This window comes from Solwaraspora sp. WMMA2056, assembly GCF_030345095.1.
GTDB lineage: Bacteria > Actinomycetota > Actinomycetes > Mycobacteriales > Micromonosporaceae > Micromonospora_E.
The window spans coordinates 1,419,409-1,434,596 of record NZ_CP128360.1; the positions used below are offsets into that span (position 1 = coordinate 1,419,409).

Genomic DNA, 15,188 nt, shown 5'->3' on the forward strand with positions numbered 1-15,188 from the left:
GCCGCAACCACCGCACCACCTGACACCGTCTGCTCCGGCCCGGCACCCGTCCGGGTCGGAGCAGACCCACAGGTCCGCCCCCCACGGTCGGGTTTGCCGTCCCTGTCCGTGGGTACGCGCCGGGGATGCTGCCCCCGCGACCGGGCGGGTCCACCCTCCCGCCCGGGGCGGGCCGTACGGGAGGTGCCGGATGAGTCAACCCCGCGACCAGATGCAGGACCGTGGCTGGGATCCGATCGGCAATCTGCAGTCGCTCTGGTCGGAGCTGAACCGCGCCCTCGGCGGTGACGCGGGCCCGCCCGAGATGGAACTGCAGGACACCCACGACGGCTGGCGGGTGGTCGCCCGACTGGCCGGCGTCGCCCCGGAGGAGGTCGCCGTCGAGGTCGACGGCGCCGACCTGTGTGTGCGGGCGCGATCGGAGCAGGAAGTCAACATCGACAACGGGATGCCGGACACCGGTTCGACCGAGCGCGGCTTCGAGTACCGCCTGCGCCTGCCCAGCGGGGTCGACGTCCGACGGATGGACGCGGTGATGGACCACGGCCTGCTGACCGTCACGATGCCCCGGGCCGAGCCGGGCGGGCGCCGGTCGATCACCGTCGGTCGACCGCAGTACCAGCAGCCGACCGCCGGCTCGGCCGCCGCCCGGGCCAGTGGCGGCGCGAAGCAGGTGCGGATCGCCACCGACGCCGACGCGATCGGCGCCGCTGAAGCCGACGCGATCGCCGCCGACGAGGTCGACCCGGCCGCCGACCGGGAGATGCATCATCCGCACGTCGGCGAGGCGTCCATGCAGCGCCAGCAGGCCAGCACCGCCCGATGACCGACGCCGTGCCGCCCGGTCCGCACGCCGTGCCGCCCGGTCCGTCCGCAGCGCCGCTGCTACTGGAGCATCCCGGGCTGGTGCCCGACGTGCGGCGGATCGCCGTACTGCGGGCCAACGCGCTCGGTGACTTCATTTTCGCCGTACCGGCGTTGACCGCGTTGCGGGCGGCGTACCCGCAGGCGGAGCTGGTGCTGCTCGGTGCCCCGTGGCACGCCCGGTGGCTGGACGCCCGAGCGGTGGCCGACCGGCCCGGCCCGGTCGACCGGGTGCTGGTGGTGCCCGCCGCCGACGGGATCCGGGCCGCCACGACCGACGACGAGCCGACGACGATGGCGCAGTTCGTGCAGCGGGCCCGCCGCGAGCGGTTCGACCTGGCGGTGCAGCTGCACGGCGGCGGACGCAACAGCAACCCGCTGGTCACGGCGTTGGGCGCGCGGCTGACGGCCGGGTTGCGGGCGGTCGACGCCCCGCCGTTGGACCGCTGGATCCGCTACGTCTACTACCAGCCGGAGGTGTTCCGCTACCTGGAGGTGGCGGGGCTGCTCGGGGCCGCGCCGGTGACGATGCTGCCCCGGGTGCCGGTGACCGAGACCGACCGGGAAGAGGCCGGCGAGGTTCTCGGGCCGGCCCGGCGGCCCCGGGTGGTGCTGCACCCGGGGGCGAGCGACCCCCGGCGGCGCTGGCCGGCCGAGCGGTTCGCGGCGGTCGCCGACATCTGCGTCGACCGGGGGTTCGAGGTGCTGGTGACCGGTACCGGGCCGGAGCGGGCGGTGGTCGAGCAGGTCGCGGCGGCGGCGACCCGACCCGTGCGTACGGTGGTCGACGCGCTGAGCCTGGGCGGGCTGGCCGGGCTGCTCGCCGGCAGCGCCGTCCTGGTCGCCAACGACACCGGCCCGCTGCACCTGGCGGCGGCCGTCGGCACCCCGACGGTCGGCATCTACTGGATCGGCAACCTGCTCAACGGCGCCCCGCCGCTGCGTGGCCGACACCGGCCGCTGGCCGCGTTCACGATCCACTGTCCGGTGTGCGGGCAGGACGTCAGCCGGGTCGGTTTCCCGGCCCGGGGCGGCGGGCCGAGCTGCGGGCATCAGGAGTCGTTCGTCGTCGACGTGCCGGTGGCCGAGGTGCTGGAGGCGGTCGCCGAGTTAACCGGTGCCGACGGCGTGCACCCGGACCGGCTGCGGGAACAGGGCACGGACGTCGTCGGGCAGCGGTAGCTGCACCCGGTAGAGCAGCCCGGCCGGGCAGTGGCCGGCGACGCGGCCCAGCGCGGCGCGGATCTCCTCGCGTACCGCGTCGTCGTCGAGGTCGTAGGTCGCGGTGCGTCGCCGGACCCGGCGGACCAACTCGCCCTGGTCGCTCGGGTCGCTGCCCGGGTCGCCCCGGTCGTCAGGGCCGGCGTGGGCGTCGGGCCGGGCGGCGACCGCCAGCAGCGGCGGCAAGGCGTCGACCAGCAGCGCGGCCTCACCGGCGGGCAGGGTCTCGACGAGGGTACGCAGCACCGCCACGTCCCACTGCCAGATCGTGGTGGTCGGCCGGACCAGCCGTACCGTCATCGCTGTACCTCCTGGTGTCGTCGCTGCTGCCGCTCGTCGGCCTCGCCGGCGTCGCCGGCGTCGTCGAGCAGCAGTTGCCAGCACTCGACCCGCCGTTCGGTGACGGTCGTCGGCGATTCGAGGTGGTAGGCGCCGCTGGGCACGATGCCGGCGCCGCCGTAGCGGCGCAGCACCGCGAGCTGGGCGGCGACGTCCTCGCCCTGGTGGTCGGGGGGCATCTGCCGCCAGAAGTCGAAGCCGCCGGCGGCGACCAGCTTGGCCCGGTCGAACAGCACGCAGCCGCCGATCCAGGAGATCCGGTACGCCCGCCACTCGTCGGCGCGCAGCCGCAGCCGTTCGGTGACGTGCAGCAGGTTGGCGGCGGAGTGCAGCCGGGCCCGCTGCCACTGCGGGGTGCCGGGCAGGATCCGTTCCGGCTCCGGCCGGCCGTCCCACTCGACGTAGGCGTCGTGGTCCTGCGGCCGTACGTCGTCCAGGTACGACAATCCGTGTACGGCGTTGCCGACGAAGCCGCAGCGCAGCTCGCGCAGCGCGGTGACCAGCCGGTCCACGGTGCCGGGGGCCAGCCAGACGTCGTCGTCGAGCAGCAGCGTCAGCCGGGCGGTGGAGAGGCTGAGCAGGTACGCCCGGTGTTCGGCCAGCCCGCGTCGGGGCAGCCGGCGGGTGAGCAGCACCGGGTGACCGGTGTGCCGCAGCGCCCGGACCATGCTCGCGGGGGCGGGTTGCGCCCACGCCGGCCCATCGTCGGACTGGTCGCTGACCACGACGCCGAACTCCGCCGGCAGCTCCTGGGCGGCCAGCCCGGCGAGCGTGGTGGCGAGCTCGGCGGGTCGGTTGCGGGTCGGGATCAGTACGTCGAGCAGCCGGTTGCGGCGGAACTCGGCCGGGTCGCCGGGGGACAGCGGCCGGTTCATGCGCCGCCCCGTACGTCGACGTTCTCGGCCCGGATCTTGTCGATGATCGCCGAGGTGGAGCGGTCGGCGACGTAGCCGAGGATGTGCACCTCGCCGCCGAGCCGGCGGACCAGCGGCGCTTCGGGCACCATCTCCGGCGGGTAGTCGCCGCCCTTGACGTACACGTCGGGCCGGATCCGTTCGATCAGTGCCGCCGGCGAGTCCTCCTCGAAGGTCACGACGTGGTCGACGCAGGTCAGCGAGGTCAGGACGGCGACCCGGTCCTCGACCGGGTTGACCGGCCGGTCGGGCCCCTTCAGCCGGCGGACGCTGTCGTCGGAGTTGACGGCGACGATCAGCAGGTGACCGAGGGCGGCGGCCTCGGCCAGGTAGGTGACGTGGCCGCGGTGCAGGACGTCGAAGCAGCCGTTGGTGAAGACGATCCGGGCGCCGGCGGCGCGGGCGGTGCGGACCTGGTCGACGAGGTCGGCCGGGGCGGTGCCGGCGTCGGTGAGGGTGGCGAGCAGGGTTTCCCGGTGGCAGACGCAGGTGCCGGTGTCGCGGACGGTGAGCGCGGCGGCGCGCTGGGCCAGTTCGGCGGCGGCCGGGCCGGCGGCACCGACGCTGACGGCGAGGGTGAGGGTGGCCAGGTAGGCGTCGCCGGCGCCGACGGCCCGGCTGGCCGGGACCGGCGTGGTCGGGCTGTGGTGCGCCGCGCCGTGGCCGTCGTCGACGACCGCGCCGTCGACGTCCAGGGTCACCGCGACCACCTCGGCGCCGGTGGCGGCCCGCAGCCGGGCCAGCAGCGACCGGGCCGCGTCGGCGCGGCGGTGATCCGGTACGGCGTACCCGATGGCCAGGGCTGCCTCGGCGATGCTGGGGGTGATCACGGTGGGCCGCAGTCCGGCCCACTGGCGCAGGTCGTGGGCGTCGAGGGCGACGGTGCCGTACCGGTGCCGGTTGTCGATCAGCCAGCGCCGGACCGGCTCCGCCAGGCCGCCGAGTCCGTAGTCGCAGATGACCAGGTCGGGGCGGTCGGGTCCGGCCGGGCCGGCGGCGGGGCCGAGGCGGATCTGCTCGGTGCTGGCGGCGATCGCGGCGAGCAGCCGTTCGGTGGCGGCGGCGGGCCGCGTACCGCCCAGGTCGCCTTCGTCCTCGCGCAGCAGGATCTGGTCGGCGGCGATCAGCCGGCGTTTCACCGGGGTACGGGCTCCCGGCTGGGCGACCATCCGGTCCTGGACGCCGGCCTGGTGCAGGCAGCGGGCCACCTGGTCGCCGATCGGGTCGACGCCGATCGGGGCGACCAGCAGCGGCCGGGCGCCGAGGGCGGCCAGGTTGACGGCGGTGTTGGCGGCGCCGCCGGCGGCGATCTGCCGGTGGTCGAGGGTGAGTACCGGGGCGGGTGCCTCCCGGCACAGCCGGGTGGAGGTGGCGAAGCGCCATTCGTCGAGCATCGCGTCGCCGACGACGAGGACGGGCCGGCCGGCCCAGCGGTCGACGATGCCGGCCAGGTGCCGTGGGTCGGTGGACGAGGGCCCCATGCGCTGCGGGTGCCCCGGTCGGTGCCGGCCAAACCTGTCGTCGACGGCGGGCCGGTCCGGGTGCGGGAAGTTGCGGTGTTGTCCGGGATCACAGGAAATCGGCTCGCCATCCGCTGCCGACGTGACAGAATGCTTGTAGCAAGCAACTATCGGATGGGGTGCAGGTGGCGACGCAGGCCGACCCACTGAGCGGATCCGACGCCGAACTGATCGCCCTGGGCAAGCAGTTCGGCGTCTTCCACCGCGCGGTGCACATGTTCTACCAACGGTTGCGCTTCGACCCGCCGTTGGAGCGGGCGGCGTACACCCTGCTGGTGCGGGTCGCCGGGGACCGGCCGGCGCGACTCAGCGTGCTCGCCGAGGACATGGCGTTGGACCTGTCCACGGTCAGCCGCCAGGTGGCCGCCCTGGAGGCCGCCGGCCTGGCCACCCGTACCCCCGATCCGACCGACCGGCGGGCCAGCGTGATCGCCCCGACGGCGCTCGGCCAGGAGGTCTTCACCCGCAACCGGGCCGTCTGGGTGAACGCGATGCGCGAGTTGCTGGCCGACTGGACCCCGGACGAGATGAGCGAGTTCAAACACCTGCTCACCCGGCTGAACGAGACGATCAACGCCCGCTACGGGGGGACCGATCCGGCGGACCGGTGTCCGCGGGTGGAAGAGGAGAAGCCGTGACAACCACCGAGGACCGGGTCGCGCCCGCCCTCAACAACCGGCAGATCATGCTGCTGATGGGCAGCCTGATGACCGGCATGCTGCTGGCCGCGCTGGACCAGACCATCGTCGGCGTGGCGTTGCCGACGATCGTCGGCGAACTCGGCGGCATCAACCACTACTCGTGGGTGGTGACCGCGTACCTGCTGGCGTCGACGGCCTCCACCCCGCTGTACGGCAAGACCGCCGACCTGCTCGGCCGCCGCCCGGTGTTCCTGTTCTCCATCGGCACGTTCCTGCTGGGCTCGCTGCTGGCCGGCATGTCCCAGGACATGACCCAGCTGATCGTCACCCGGGGTATCCAGGGCATCGGCGCCGGCGGCCTGATGACGCTGGCGTTCACCATCATCTCCGACGTGGTCTCGCCCCGTGAGCGGGGCCGCTACCAGGGGCTGTTCGGTGCGGTGTTCGGCCTGTCGTCGGTGGCCGGCCCACTGGTCGGCGGCTACTTCGCCGAGACCAACTGGCGGTGGATCTTCTACATCAACGTGCCGTTGGCGATCGTCGCGATGGTGATCTGCTGGTACGTGATGCGGCTGATCCCGTTCAAGCGGCGCGACCACGCGATCGACTGGCTCGGCGCGACCCTGCTCGTCGCCGGGGTCAGCTCGATCCTGCTGGCGTTGAGCTGGGGCGGCGGCGAGTACCCGTGGAGCTCCCCGCTGATCATCGGGCTGTTCGTCGCCGGTGCCGTGCTCGCCGTCCTGTTCCTGATGCAGGAGTCCCGGGTCGCCGAGCCGATCCTGCCGCTGGGGCTGTTCCGGGAACGGACCGTCGCGCTGGCCACCGCCGCCGGCTTCGTGCTCGGCCTGGTGATGTTCGGCTCGATCATCTTCATCCCGCTGTACCTGCAGATCGTCAAGGGCGCCTCGCCGACCGCCAGCGGTCTGCTGATGCTGCCGATGATGGCGGGCATCATCGTCACCTCGGTGGTCGCGGGCCGGGCGATGACCCGGTACGGGCGGTACAAGTGGTTCCCGGTGGCCGGCTCGGTCTCGCTGGTCCTCGGCGGACTGCTGTTCACCCGGTTGGAGGTGGACACCTCACTGTGGCTGGCGTTCCTGATGATGGTGATCATCGGTGTCGGGCTGGGACTGTCGATGCAGTCGCTGGTGCTCGCCGTACAGAACGCGATCCCGCTGCGGGACCTGGGGGCCGGTACCTCGGCGGTGACCTTCTTCCGGTCGTTGGGCGGCTCGTTCGGCGTGGCGATCCTGGGCGCGGTGCTCAACGCCCGGTTGACCGGGGAGCTGGCCGACCGGATGCCGGGCGCGGTCGCCCAGCTGCCGCCGGAGCAGGCGGCGTCGGTGGCCGCTGCCGGCGGCACCGAGATCTCGATCGACCAGCCGTCGGCGATCCTGGCGCTGCCCGACCCGGTCCGGGAGGCCATCCAGTACGCCTTCGTCGAGTCGCTGCACACCGTGTTCCTGGTGACCGGGCTGGTCGGGCTGGTCGCGGTGCTGATCACCCTGGTGCTGCCGGACCGGGAGCTGCGCGGCGAGCTGGAGGAGTCGACGACCCCCGCCGACCTGGCCGGCTGACCTACTTGAGGACGAGCTGGCCGGAGTGTTCGAAGGCGGCCAGGTCGGTCAGGGTCTCGCCGACGGTGCCGGCCAGCGGCGTCGGCAGCGCGTCGGGGTCGAAGAAGCCGGCGTCGGTGGTCTCGTCGGTGCTGGTCAACAGCTCGCCGCTGAAACCGTCGACCCGGAAGCAGGTCACGAAGAGCTGGTACGTGTCGCCGAACATGTTGGTGAAGGTGTAGTCGACGCCGGTGTGCATGGCGAACGGGGTCACGCCGGCTGCCCGCAGCCCGGTCTCCTCGAAGACCTCGCGGGCGGCGCAGCCGGCGATCGACTCACCGAGCTCCATCGCACCGGCCGGCAGCGCCCACAGCCCGTTGTCGGAGCGCTGGATCAGCAGGACCCGGTCGTGGGCGTCGCGGACCACGCAGCGGGCGCCGACGAACATCAACGTACGGTCGCCGGCCAACGCCCGCAGCTGACCGAGGTACGACTCGGTCCAGGAGATACTCGTCACCGGTTCACCTTAGGCGGCGCGGGCCCACCTCTGCCGTCGCGCGGCCGAACCTGGCGGACACGTACTGCGGTGGACCGGAACCTGGCGGACACGTACTGCCGTAGACCAGTATTCCTGTGAGGAATAATTATTCCTCACAGGAATATCCGCTGAACGCGTACCTGTCTGCCGGACGGTGACCGTCCGTGACGTCACAGCCCCTGACGTCACAGCCCTGACGTCACCGGGCGGTCCGTCGGCCGCGCGGCCCGCTTCAGTGGCCGGTACGGGACCGGAACAGCCAGCCGGCGGCGAGCATCGACGCGGCGGCGATCCCCGCGCACCAGGCCAGCGCCGGCCCCACGCTGTCCCCGACCGGCTGGTCCAGCAGCAGCCCACGCAGGGTTTCGATGACCGGGGTGGCGGGTTGGTGTTCGGCGAAGCCGTGCAGCCAGCTCGGCATGGTGTCGATCGGGACGAAGGCGCTGCTCGGGTAGGGCAGGAACAGCACGAAGAAGGTGAAGCCGCTGGCTGCCTCGGCGGACCTGGCGAGCAGCCCGACGGCCGCGGACAGCCAGGAGAGGGCGACGATGAAGGCGAGCAGTACGCCGCCGGCGGCGACCCACTGCACCGGTCCGGCGCTCGGCCGGAAACCGATCAGGTAGGCCACGGCGAGCACCAGGCCGGCGGAGGCGAGGTTGCGGGCGCTGCTGGCGGTGACGTGGCCGGCGAGGATCGCCGCGCCGGCCACGTCCATCGACCGGAACCGGTCGATGACCCCTTCGGCCATGTCGCTGGCCACCGCCACGGCGGTCATCGACGCGCCGTACGCGGCGCAGAGCAGGATCACGCCCGGCACGACGTAGGTGACGTACCGGGTGCCGGTCTGGATCGCGCCGCCGAACAGGTAGACGAACAGCAGCATCAGCATGACCGGCAGCATCAGGGCGGTGATCAGCCCGTCGACGTTGCGCAGGCTGATCCGCAGACTGCGCCGGGACATCACGGCGACGTCAGACATGGGCGGGCTCGCTTCCGGTGAGGGTGAGGAAGACGTCGTCGAGGCTGGCGGCGTGTACGGCGAAGCGGGCGACGACGTCGCGGCCGGGGTCGAGGTCGTCGAGCAGCGCCCGGACGTGTCCGGCGCTGCCATCGGTCGGCACGCTGACCAGCAGCCGGTCCGGGTCCACCGGCCCGGCCCGGTCGCCGGCCCGCAGGACGAGTTGCCCGAACGCGGCCCGGTCGGCGGCGGTCAGGTCGAGCCGCTGGCCGCCGACCCGCCGCTTCAGCTCGTCCGAGGTGCCCTCGGCGACGATCCGGCCGCCGTCCAGGACGCCGATCCGGTCGGCGAGCTGGTCGGCCTCCTCCAGGTACTGGGTGGTGAGCAGTACGGTGGCGCCGGCGGTGGCGAGTTCGCCGATCACCCGCCACAGGTCGGCGCGGCTGCGCGGGTCGAGGCCGGTGGTCGGCTCGTCGAGGAATATCACCGACGGTGACCCGACGAGTCCGGCGGCGAGGTCGAGCCGGCGCAGCATCCCGCCGGAGTAGGTGCCGACCCGGCGGTTGCCGGCGTCGACCAGGTCGAACCGGTCGATGAGTGCGGCGGCCCGGTGGCGGGCGTCGGTGCGGGACAGCCCGGCGAGGCGGCCCAGCATCCGCAGGTTCTCGACACCGGTCTGCAGGGTGTCGATGGCGGCGTGCTGCCCGGTGAGGCTGATGGTCCGCCGTACCGCCCGACGTTGCCGGACCACGTCGTGGCCGGCCACCCGGGCCTGGCCGCCGTCCGGGCGCAGCAGGGTGGCCAGGATCCGTACGGTCGTGGTCTTGCCGGCACCGTTCGGCCCGAGCAGGGCGTAGATGCTGCCGGCGGGTACGGCGAGGTCGACGCCGGTCAGCACCGGCTGTCTGCCGTACGCCTTGGTGAGGGCGGTCGTGCGCACCGCCATGTCGTCGGCCATGTCATGCTCCCGAGGTCCGGAGAGGTTCTGCGTATGGCATACGCTAATGCGTGCGTTATACGCAGTCAACCGGACGTGTCCTGTGGACAAAGGTGTGGAAAACCTGTGGGTACCTGTGGAAGGTGGCGGACTGATGACGGACACTCCGACCGGCCTGCCGGCGAGCATCGAGGTCGCCTGGGGTCTGCGGGACCGTGCGCAGAAGGGGCCCCGACCGGCGTTGACGTTGGCCCGGGTGGTGGCCGCCGGGGTCGCGGTGGCGCGTGCCGAGGGCATCGGCGCGGTGTCGATGAGCCGGGTCGCCAAGGAGCTCGGCGCGGCCACGATGTCGCTCTACCGCTACGTGTCGGCAAAGCACGAGTTGGTCGACCTGATGGTGGACGCCGTCTACGGTGATCCGCCGCCGATCGCGCCGGACGAGGACTGGCGGTCCGGCCTGGACCGCTGGGCCTGGGCGGTCGTGGAGATCTACCAGCGGGATCCGTGGACCGTGCAGGTCCCGGTGAGTGGCCCGCCGATCACGCCGAACGCGGTGGCCTGGGCGGACAACGCGCTCCAGCGGCTCGCCGGCACCGGCCTGGAGCCGGGAGAGAAACTCGCCGTGGTCCTGCTGGTCGCCAACCTGGTGCGGGGCGAGATGATCCTGGCGTTGCAGCTGGCCGAGGTCTCCCGGGGCCCCGCCGCCGGCAACATGGTCGACTATGGCGGCCGGTTGTCCCGCCTGATCGACGAGCGTCGGTTCCCGGCGATGAGCGAGGTCGTCGCGAGCGGGGTCTTCGACGGGCCGGGCGGCGAACACGACGAACTGCGGTTCGCCCTCGACCGCGTCCTGGACGGCATCGAGGTGCTGATCCACTCCCGTACCAGCTGAGGTCTGCTACTCTTTCACGTGTAAGAATGTTCTGACACGTGAAGGAGAGCGATGACATCGGCAGCGCCCTCCGGCGACGACCTGGTCGAGAAGCTGGCGGCGCTGGCCCACCCGCTACGGCTGCGGATCATCGGTCGGCTCGCCGCCGGCCGTGACTACGTCAGCCATCTCTCCCGGGAGATCGGCATCAGCCGGCCGCTGCTGCACATGCACCTGCAGCGGCTGGAGGCCGCCGGCCTGATCGTCGGCAGCCTCGAGCTCTCCGCCGACGGCAAGGCGATGAAGTACTACGAGGTCGTCGACGTCGACCTGCGGTTGACGCCGACGACCCTGGCCGCAGCCGCGGCGACCCTCACCGAACCGGACCCGTCCGCACCGGGTCCCGCGCGCAAGGAGAAATCCTGATGTACGTCCACGCGGCGCAGGCCGCCGAACCCACCACCTGGCCGGGCACCATTCTCGTCCTCGGGGTGCTCGCCCTCGGGGTCGTGCTGATCATCGCGGTCATGGCCACCCTGCACGAGTTCCGCAAGACCCGGGTCCTGGCCGGACAGGAGGAGACGATGCGCCAACTCGTCCAGCGCTACGAGCAGCTCGCCGCGAACTCCCTCGACGCCCAGCAGCGGGTGGCCGCCGACCTGGCCGAGCTGCGCTCCCGGACCAACACCATCGAGCAGATCCTGCGGACCGTCGAATGAGCACCGGGAGCAGCACCGAGGGCACGGACCAGCTTGCCGCCACGATGCGGGCTCTCACCCAGGACCGCTACGGGTCCGCCGAGGTGCTGTCCGTGCGACAGCTGCCGCGTCCGTCGATCACCGACTCCGAGCTGCTGGTACGGGTCCGGGCCGCCTCGATCAATGATGCCGACCTGCGGCTGATGACCGGTGAGCCGTACATCGGTCGACTGGCTCTGGGCCTGACCCGCCCGAAGTCGGCGGTCCGTGGTCGCGACGTCGCCGGGGAGGTGGTCGCGGTCGGCGCGGCGGTGACCGATTTCCGCCCCGGTGACGCCGTGTACGCCGAGATCGAGACCGGCAGCTTCGCCGAGTACGCCGCCGTACCCGCCGGTCGGGCCTGGCACCGGCCGGCCCACCTCACGGTCACGCAGGCGGCGACGGTGCCGTTGGCCGGGGTCACCGCCTGGCAGGGGTTGCACCGGCACGGCCGGCTCCAGCCCGGTCAACGGGTGCTGGTCAACGGTGCCTCCGGCGGTGTGGGCACGTTCGCCGTACTGTTGGCGACGGCGCTCGGCGCCGAGGTGACAGGCGTCTGCCGGACCCGCAACGTGGAGCTGGTGCGCGGGCTCGGCGCATCCGACGTGATCGACTACACCCGGCAGGACTTCACCCGCTCCGGCCGGCAGTGGGACCTGATCCTCGACGTGGCCGGCCGGCACCGGTTGGCAGACTGTCGTCGGGCGTTGACCCCGCGCGGGACATTGATCCTGTGCAGCGGGGCGGGCGGGCGGTGGCTCGGTCCGCTGCCCCGGCTGGCGCGCGCCGTTGCCTGGTCGCCGTTCGTCGGCCAGCGTCTGGCGGGCTACCTGGCGATGGCGGACCAGCGGTCGCTGCGTGAGGTCACCGAGCTGATCGAGGCCCACCGGATCGTGCCGCCGGTGGAGCGGACGTTTCCCCTGGCTGACGCCGCCGAGGCGATGCGGGTCTTCGCCACCGAGCATCCCCGCTCGAAGTACGTCATCGAGATGTGACTCGCGGCGCGTCGACGTCGGCAGCCACCGCCGACGATGCGGGAGACTGGTCGACGACGACACCCGGCAGGTGGGTCGTCGGCCGAGCTGGAGGTGGTGGCGTGCGGTCACGTCGGATGGTCCCGCTGGCGGTGCTCCCCGCGCTGCTGGTCGCCGGGCTGCTGGTCGCCGGATGCGCGGCGACGTCCGATCCGGCGGCGGCACCGGCCGTCCGCGACGCGGCCCCGGAGTCGGTGTCGGAGTCCGTGGAGCCCCTGCGGGTCGAGGTGCTGGAGCGGTATCCGCACGACCCGGCGGCCTTCACCCAGGGGCTGGAGCTGCACGACGGCGACCTCTACGAGGGCACCGGCCAGTACGGCGAGTCCGAGCTGCGGGTCGTCGACCTCGACACCGGTGAGGTACGTCGGTCGGTCGACCTGCCGGTGGGTGACTTCGGTGAGGGCATCACGGTGGCAGGCTCGCGGGTCTGGCAGATCACCTGGCGGGAGGGGGTCGCCTACGAGCGGGATCCGGTGACCCTGGCCGAGCGGCGTCGGGTCGACTACGCCGGTGAGGGGTGGGGTATCTGCCACGACACCGCCGCCGACCGGCTGATCATGAGCGACGGCACCGACAAGCTGACCTTCCGGGATCCGGCGAGCTTCGCCGAGACCGGGTCGGTGTCGGTGACCCGGGCCGGTACGCCGTTGACGCAGATCAACGAGCTGGAGTGCGTCGACGGCGTGGTCTGGGCGAACGTCTGGCAGACCGACGAGATCGTCCGGATCGATCCGGGCTCCGGCGCGGTGACCGGGCAGGTGGATGCCGCCGGTCTGCTCAGTGACGCCGAGCGGGCCGGTGCGGACGTGCTCAACGGCATCGCCGCCGTGCCCGACTCCGACGAGTTCCTCATCACCGGCAAGTACTGGCCGACGCTGCTGCGGGTCCGGTTCGTCGCCGGTTGACGCACCTGGGCTTCTCGGTGGAGCCGCCGGTCAGCGTGCTGGTGGCCCGGCGACGGCGCGCAGCGCGATGTCGACGGACGCCTGCAGTTGCTCGCGGCTGGCACCGGCCGCCGCCTGCACGGCGTGGCCCTCGCTGAGCGCCATCACGAACCGGGCCAACGCCCGGGCATCCACACCCTCGGGCAGGTCGCCGTCCTCGGCCGCGCGGGACAGCCGCTCCGCGACGGCGGCTTCGGTGGCGGCCCGGCCGGCGGCCAGCATCTCGGTGATCCGGGTGTTCTCCGGCGAGCAGCTCAGGCCACCCTGGACGGAGAAACAGCCGGCCGGGTGGCTGTCGGCGGTGAGGCCGTCGGCGCTGGCGCGCAGGAACGCTTCTATCGCGGCGTACGCGGTGGGCTGGTCGAGCGCGGTGCGCACGGTGGCCAGCTGAGCTTCCTGGTAGCGGGCGAGGGTGCGCTGGAACAGCTGCTCCTTGCTGCCGAACGCGGCGTACAGGCTCGGCCGGTTGATGCCCATCGCGGCGGTGAGGGTGCTCAGCGAGGCGCCTTCGTAGCCGTACCGCCAGAACGCCTCCGTGGCCCGGTCGAGGACGGCTTCCTCGTCGAAGGCGCGCGGTCGGCCGGCGGGGTGCGTCCCAGTGCCCATGGCCCCACCCTACCGCTCGGTACAGATCGTGACCGGGCTCACCAACCGATCGGTACAGAATATGCTACGGTTCCTCCCAACCGATCGGTACAAAAGTGGGGGCACCGGCCCCGCCGCCACTGGGAGGAGACGCATGTCAGTCGCACTGGTCACCGGCGCCAACAAGGGTCTGGGCTTCGAGACCGCCCGGCAGCTTCTCGCGTTGGGCCACACCGTCTACATCGGTGCCCGCGACGCCGAGCGGGGCCAGCAGGCCGCCGCGACGCTCGGCGCGCGGTTCGTCCAGCTCGACGTCACCGACGACGCATCGGTCCGCGAAGCCCTGGCGGTGGTCGCCACGGCCGAGGGCCGCCTCGACATTCTGGTGAACAACGCGGGCGTCCTCGGACTCGACGCCGCCGACGGGCCGGCGGCCCTGCGGGTGTTCGACACCAACGTGGTCGGAATCTACCGCGTCACCGAGGCGGCGCTGCCGCTGCTGCGCAAGTCTGAGAACGCCACGGTGGTCACGGTGTCGAGCAGCATGGGTTCCTTCTGGGCGGTGACCAATCCGCAGCGTCCGGAGTTCGGTATCCCGGCGGCGCTGTACGCGGCGTCCAAGGCGGCGGCCACCATGCTCACCGTTCAGTACGCCAAGGCCGAGCCGGGCATCAGGTTCAACGCGGTCGAACCCGGCTTCACCGCCACCGACATGACGGCCGCCATGCCCGGCGGACGGCCGGCGGCGGACAGCGCCCGGGTCATCGTGCACTGGGCCACCCTCGACGCCGACGGTCCCACCGGGACCTTCCACGACGAGTCCGGTCCGTTGAGCTGGTGACGAGAACGATCGGGATCATCGGTGCCGGGGAGGTCGGCAGCCAGATCGCGCGGGCGGCGGTGTCGGTCGGCTACCGGGTCGTCATCGCCAACTCCCGGGGGCCCGCGACGCTGGCGGGCCTCGTCGCCGAACTCGGCCCGATGGCGCGGGCGGCGTCCGCCGCGCAGGCCGCAGCCGCCGGCGACTTCGCCGTCGTGGCGGTGCCGCTCAAGGTCGTCAACGACATGCCGGTCGAGGAACTCGCGGGCAAGATCGTGCTGGACACCAACAACTACATGGTCTGGCGCGACGGCAACATTCCGGTCCTCGACTCCGGCGAGAAGACGGTCCACGAACTCCGTCAGGAACAGCTCCCGACGTCCAAGGTCGCCAAGGCGTTCACCCACATCCAGGCTCCCCGGCTGCTCGCCGCCGGCCGGCCGTCGGGCGCCCCCGACCGGCTGGCGCTGTCGGTGTCGAGCGATTTCCCGGAGGCCGTGGCGCTGGTGACCCGGCTGTACGACCAGTTCGGGTTCGACACCGTCGACAACAGCCCGCTGGCCGAGTCGTGGCGCAGTGGTCCGGGCCAACCCGCCTGGCTCCGGCACGCGCAGCAGAACCGGGACGAGTTGATCGTCAACCTGCGGAACGCGCGGCGTGTGATCCCCGGCTGACCTGCGTACCCGTGGGTTGACCTGCGGTTCGACCA

Annotated in this window: 18 protein-coding genes; 11 read left to right on the forward strand and 7 right to left on the reverse strand. The window is 72.4% G+C overall.

Annotated features, from left to right (window positions below):
• Window positions 1-190: 190 nt before the first annotated feature.
• Entirely contained in the window at window positions 191-826 is a 636-nt protein-coding gene (locus O7608_RS06570; RefSeq protein ID WP_289209116.1) for an Hsp20/alpha crystallin family protein, read from the forward strand.
• Window positions 823-2,046, forward strand: a complete 1,224-nt coding sequence (locus O7608_RS06575) for a glycosyltransferase family 9 protein (protein WP_289209117.1) — start codon at window positions 823-825, stop codon at window positions 2,044-2,046. The genes O7608_RS06570 and O7608_RS06575 overlap by 4 nt, the downstream gene beginning before the upstream one ends.
• On the opposite strand, the gene O7608_RS06580 is transcribed toward O7608_RS06575, so the two are convergent.
• The 3 genes from O7608_RS06580 to rfaE2 are packed head-to-tail and all read right to left on the reverse strand — an operon-like array spanning window position 1,975 to window position 4,819.
• A complete protein-coding gene (locus tag O7608_RS06580) occupies window positions 1,975-2,385 on the reverse strand; it encodes a DUF2267 domain-containing protein (RefSeq protein ID WP_289209118.1) in 411 nt (136 codons plus the stop codon). The two genes, O7608_RS06575 and O7608_RS06580, sit on opposite strands and share 72 nt — an antisense overlap.
• Complete coding sequence (locus O7608_RS06585; protein WP_289209119.1) at window positions 2,382-3,299, reverse strand: glycosyltransferase family A protein; 918 nt, start codon at window positions 3,297-3,299, stop codon at window positions 2,382-2,384. Before O7608_RS06585 ends, O7608_RS06580 begins: the two co-directional genes overlap by 4 nt.
• Window positions 3,296-4,819, reverse strand: coding sequence for a D-glycero-beta-D-manno-heptose 1-phosphate adenylyltransferase (rfaE2, locus tag O7608_RS06590; protein WP_289209120.1), 1,524 nt, complete (start codon window positions 4,817-4,819; stop codon window positions 3,296-3,298). The genes O7608_RS06585 and rfaE2 overlap by 4 nt, the downstream gene beginning before the upstream one ends.
• A gap of 164 nt (window positions 4,820-4,983) precedes the next feature.
• Here rfaE2 and O7608_RS06595 point away from each other — a divergent pair, with 164 nt between their 5' ends.
• A complete protein-coding gene (locus tag O7608_RS06595) occupies window positions 4,984-5,496 on the forward strand; it encodes a MarR family winged helix-turn-helix transcriptional regulator (protein WP_289209121.1) in 513 nt (170 codons plus the stop codon).
• Window positions 5,493-7,076 carry an MDR family MFS transporter gene (locus O7608_RS06600; protein ID WP_289209122.1) on the forward strand — a complete coding sequence of 528 codons (1,584 nt, stop codon included), beginning with the start codon at window positions 5,493-5,495 and terminating at the stop codon, window positions 7,074-7,076. Before O7608_RS06595 ends, O7608_RS06600 begins: the two co-directional genes overlap by 4 nt.
• Window position 7,077: 1 nt before the next feature.
• On the opposite strand, the gene O7608_RS06605 is transcribed toward O7608_RS06600, so the two are convergent.
• The 3 genes from O7608_RS06605 to O7608_RS06615 form a co-directional block, all read right to left on the reverse strand.
• On the reverse strand, window positions 7,078-7,503 hold the full coding sequence (locus O7608_RS06605; RefSeq protein ID WP_289210806.1) for an NUDIX domain-containing protein: 426 nt from the start codon (window positions 7,501-7,503) through the stop codon (window positions 7,078-7,080).
• 322 nt (window positions 7,504-7,825) lie between these two features.
• Window positions 7,826-8,572 carry an ABC transporter permease gene (locus O7608_RS06610; RefSeq protein WP_289209123.1) on the reverse strand — a complete coding sequence of 249 codons (747 nt, stop codon included), beginning with the start codon at window positions 8,570-8,572 and terminating at the stop codon, window positions 7,826-7,828.
• Window positions 8,565-9,509 carry an ATP-binding cassette domain-containing protein gene (locus tag O7608_RS06615; protein ID WP_289209124.1) on the reverse strand — a complete coding sequence of 315 codons (945 nt, stop codon included), beginning with the start codon at window positions 9,507-9,509 and terminating at the stop codon, window positions 8,565-8,567. Before O7608_RS06615 ends, O7608_RS06610 begins: the two co-directional genes overlap by 8 nt.
• A 133-nt stretch (window positions 9,510-9,642) precedes the next feature.
• Here O7608_RS06615 and O7608_RS06620 point away from each other — a divergent pair, with 133 nt between their 5' ends.
• From O7608_RS06620 to O7608_RS06640, 5 genes are all read left to right on the forward strand, one after another.
• Window positions 9,643-10,380: a TetR/AcrR family transcriptional regulator C-terminal domain-containing protein gene (locus O7608_RS06620; RefSeq protein WP_289209125.1), complete on the forward strand. Its 738-nt coding sequence runs from the start codon at window positions 9,643-9,645 to the stop codon at window positions 10,378-10,380.
• A 51-nt stretch (window positions 10,381-10,431) separates the two neighbouring features.
• On the forward strand, window positions 10,432-10,785 hold the full coding sequence (locus tag O7608_RS06625) for an ArsR/SmtB family transcription factor (RefSeq protein WP_289209126.1): 354 nt from the start codon (window positions 10,432-10,434) through the stop codon (window positions 10,783-10,785).
• Window positions 10,785-11,078 carry a hypothetical protein gene (locus O7608_RS06630; RefSeq protein WP_289209127.1) on the forward strand — a complete coding sequence of 98 codons (294 nt, stop codon included), beginning with the start codon at window positions 10,785-10,787 and terminating at the stop codon, window positions 11,076-11,078. The genes O7608_RS06625 and O7608_RS06630 overlap by 1 nt, the downstream gene beginning before the upstream one ends.
• 44 nt (window positions 11,079-11,122) lie before the next feature.
• Entirely contained in the window at window positions 11,123-12,091 is a 969-nt protein-coding gene (locus O7608_RS06635) for an NAD(P)-dependent alcohol dehydrogenase (RefSeq protein WP_289210807.1), read from the forward strand.
• 101 nt (window positions 12,092-12,192) lie between these two features.
• Complete coding sequence (locus O7608_RS06640) at window positions 12,193-13,035, forward strand: glutaminyl-peptide cyclotransferase (RefSeq protein ID WP_289209128.1); 843 nt, start codon at window positions 12,193-12,195, stop codon at window positions 13,033-13,035.
• A gap of 30 nt (window positions 13,036-13,065) precedes the next feature.
• Here the strand turns inward: O7608_RS06640 and O7608_RS06645 are convergent, their stop codons facing one another.
• Window positions 13,066-13,680 carry a TetR/AcrR family transcriptional regulator gene (locus tag O7608_RS06645; protein WP_289209129.1) on the reverse strand — a complete coding sequence of 205 codons (615 nt, stop codon included), beginning with the start codon at window positions 13,678-13,680 and terminating at the stop codon, window positions 13,066-13,068.
• Window positions 13,681-13,813: 133 nt separating this feature from the next.
• Here O7608_RS06645 and O7608_RS06650 point away from each other — a divergent pair, with 133 nt between their 5' ends.
• Entirely contained in the window at window positions 13,814-14,500 is a 687-nt protein-coding gene (locus O7608_RS06650) for an SDR family NAD(P)-dependent oxidoreductase (protein WP_289209130.1), read from the forward strand.
• Window positions 14,497-15,153 carry an NADPH-dependent F420 reductase gene (locus O7608_RS06655; RefSeq protein ID WP_289209131.1) on the forward strand — a complete coding sequence of 219 codons (657 nt, stop codon included), beginning with the start codon at window positions 14,497-14,499 and terminating at the stop codon, window positions 15,151-15,153. The genes O7608_RS06650 and O7608_RS06655 overlap by 4 nt, the downstream gene beginning before the upstream one ends.
• Window positions 15,154-15,188: the final 35 nt, after the last annotated feature.

What these genes read in the sequence shown, in the direction of transcription:
- O7608_RS06570 (WP_289209116.1), top strand. Translation starts at nt 191, where the DNA reads ATGAGTCAACCCCGCGACCAGATGCAGGACCGTGGCTGGGATCCGATC.
- O7608_RS06575 (WP_289209117.1), top strand. Translation starts at nt 823, where the DNA reads ATGACCGACGCCGTGCCGCCCGGTCCGCACGCCGTGCCGCCCGGTCCG.
- O7608_RS06580 (WP_289209118.1), bottom strand. Translation starts at nt 2,385, where the DNA reads ATGACGGTACGGCTGGTCCGGCCGACCACCACGATCTGGCAGTGGGAC.
- O7608_RS06585 (WP_289209119.1), bottom strand. Translation starts at nt 3,299, where the DNA reads ATGAACCGGCCGCTGTCCCCCGGCGACCCGGCCGAGTTCCGCCGCAAC.
- rfaE2 (WP_289209120.1), bottom strand. Translation starts at nt 4,819, where the DNA reads ATGGGGCCCTCGTCCACCGACCCACGGCACCTGGCCGGCATCGTCGAC.
- O7608_RS06605 (WP_289210806.1), bottom strand. Translation starts at nt 7,503, where the DNA reads ATGTTCGTCGGCGCCCGCTGCGTGGTCCGCGACGCCCACGACCGGGTC.
- O7608_RS06610 (WP_289209123.1), bottom strand. Translation starts at nt 8,572, where the DNA reads ATGTCTGACGTCGCCGTGATGTCCCGGCGCAGTCTGCGGATCAGCCTG.
- O7608_RS06615 (WP_289209124.1), bottom strand. Translation starts at nt 9,509, where the DNA reads ATGGCCGACGACATGGCGGTGCGCACGACCGCCCTCACCAAGGCGTAC.
- O7608_RS06620 (WP_289209125.1), top strand. Translation starts at nt 9,643, where the DNA reads ATGACGGACACTCCGACCGGCCTGCCGGCGAGCATCGAGGTCGCCTGG.
- O7608_RS06625 (WP_289209126.1), top strand. Translation starts at nt 10,432, where the DNA reads ATGACATCGGCAGCGCCCTCCGGCGACGACCTGGTCGAGAAGCTGGCG.
- O7608_RS06630 (WP_289209127.1), top strand. Translation starts at nt 10,785, where the DNA reads ATGTACGTCCACGCGGCGCAGGCCGCCGAACCCACCACCTGGCCGGGC.
- O7608_RS06635 (WP_289210807.1), top strand. Translation starts at nt 11,123, where the DNA reads ATGCGGGCTCTCACCCAGGACCGCTACGGGTCCGCCGAGGTGCTGTCC.
- O7608_RS06645 (WP_289209129.1), bottom strand. Translation starts at nt 13,680, where the DNA reads ATGGGCACTGGGACGCACCCCGCCGGCCGACCGCGCGCCTTCGACGAG.
- O7608_RS06650 (WP_289209130.1), top strand. Translation starts at nt 13,814, where the DNA reads ATGTCAGTCGCACTGGTCACCGGCGCCAACAAGGGTCTGGGCTTCGAG.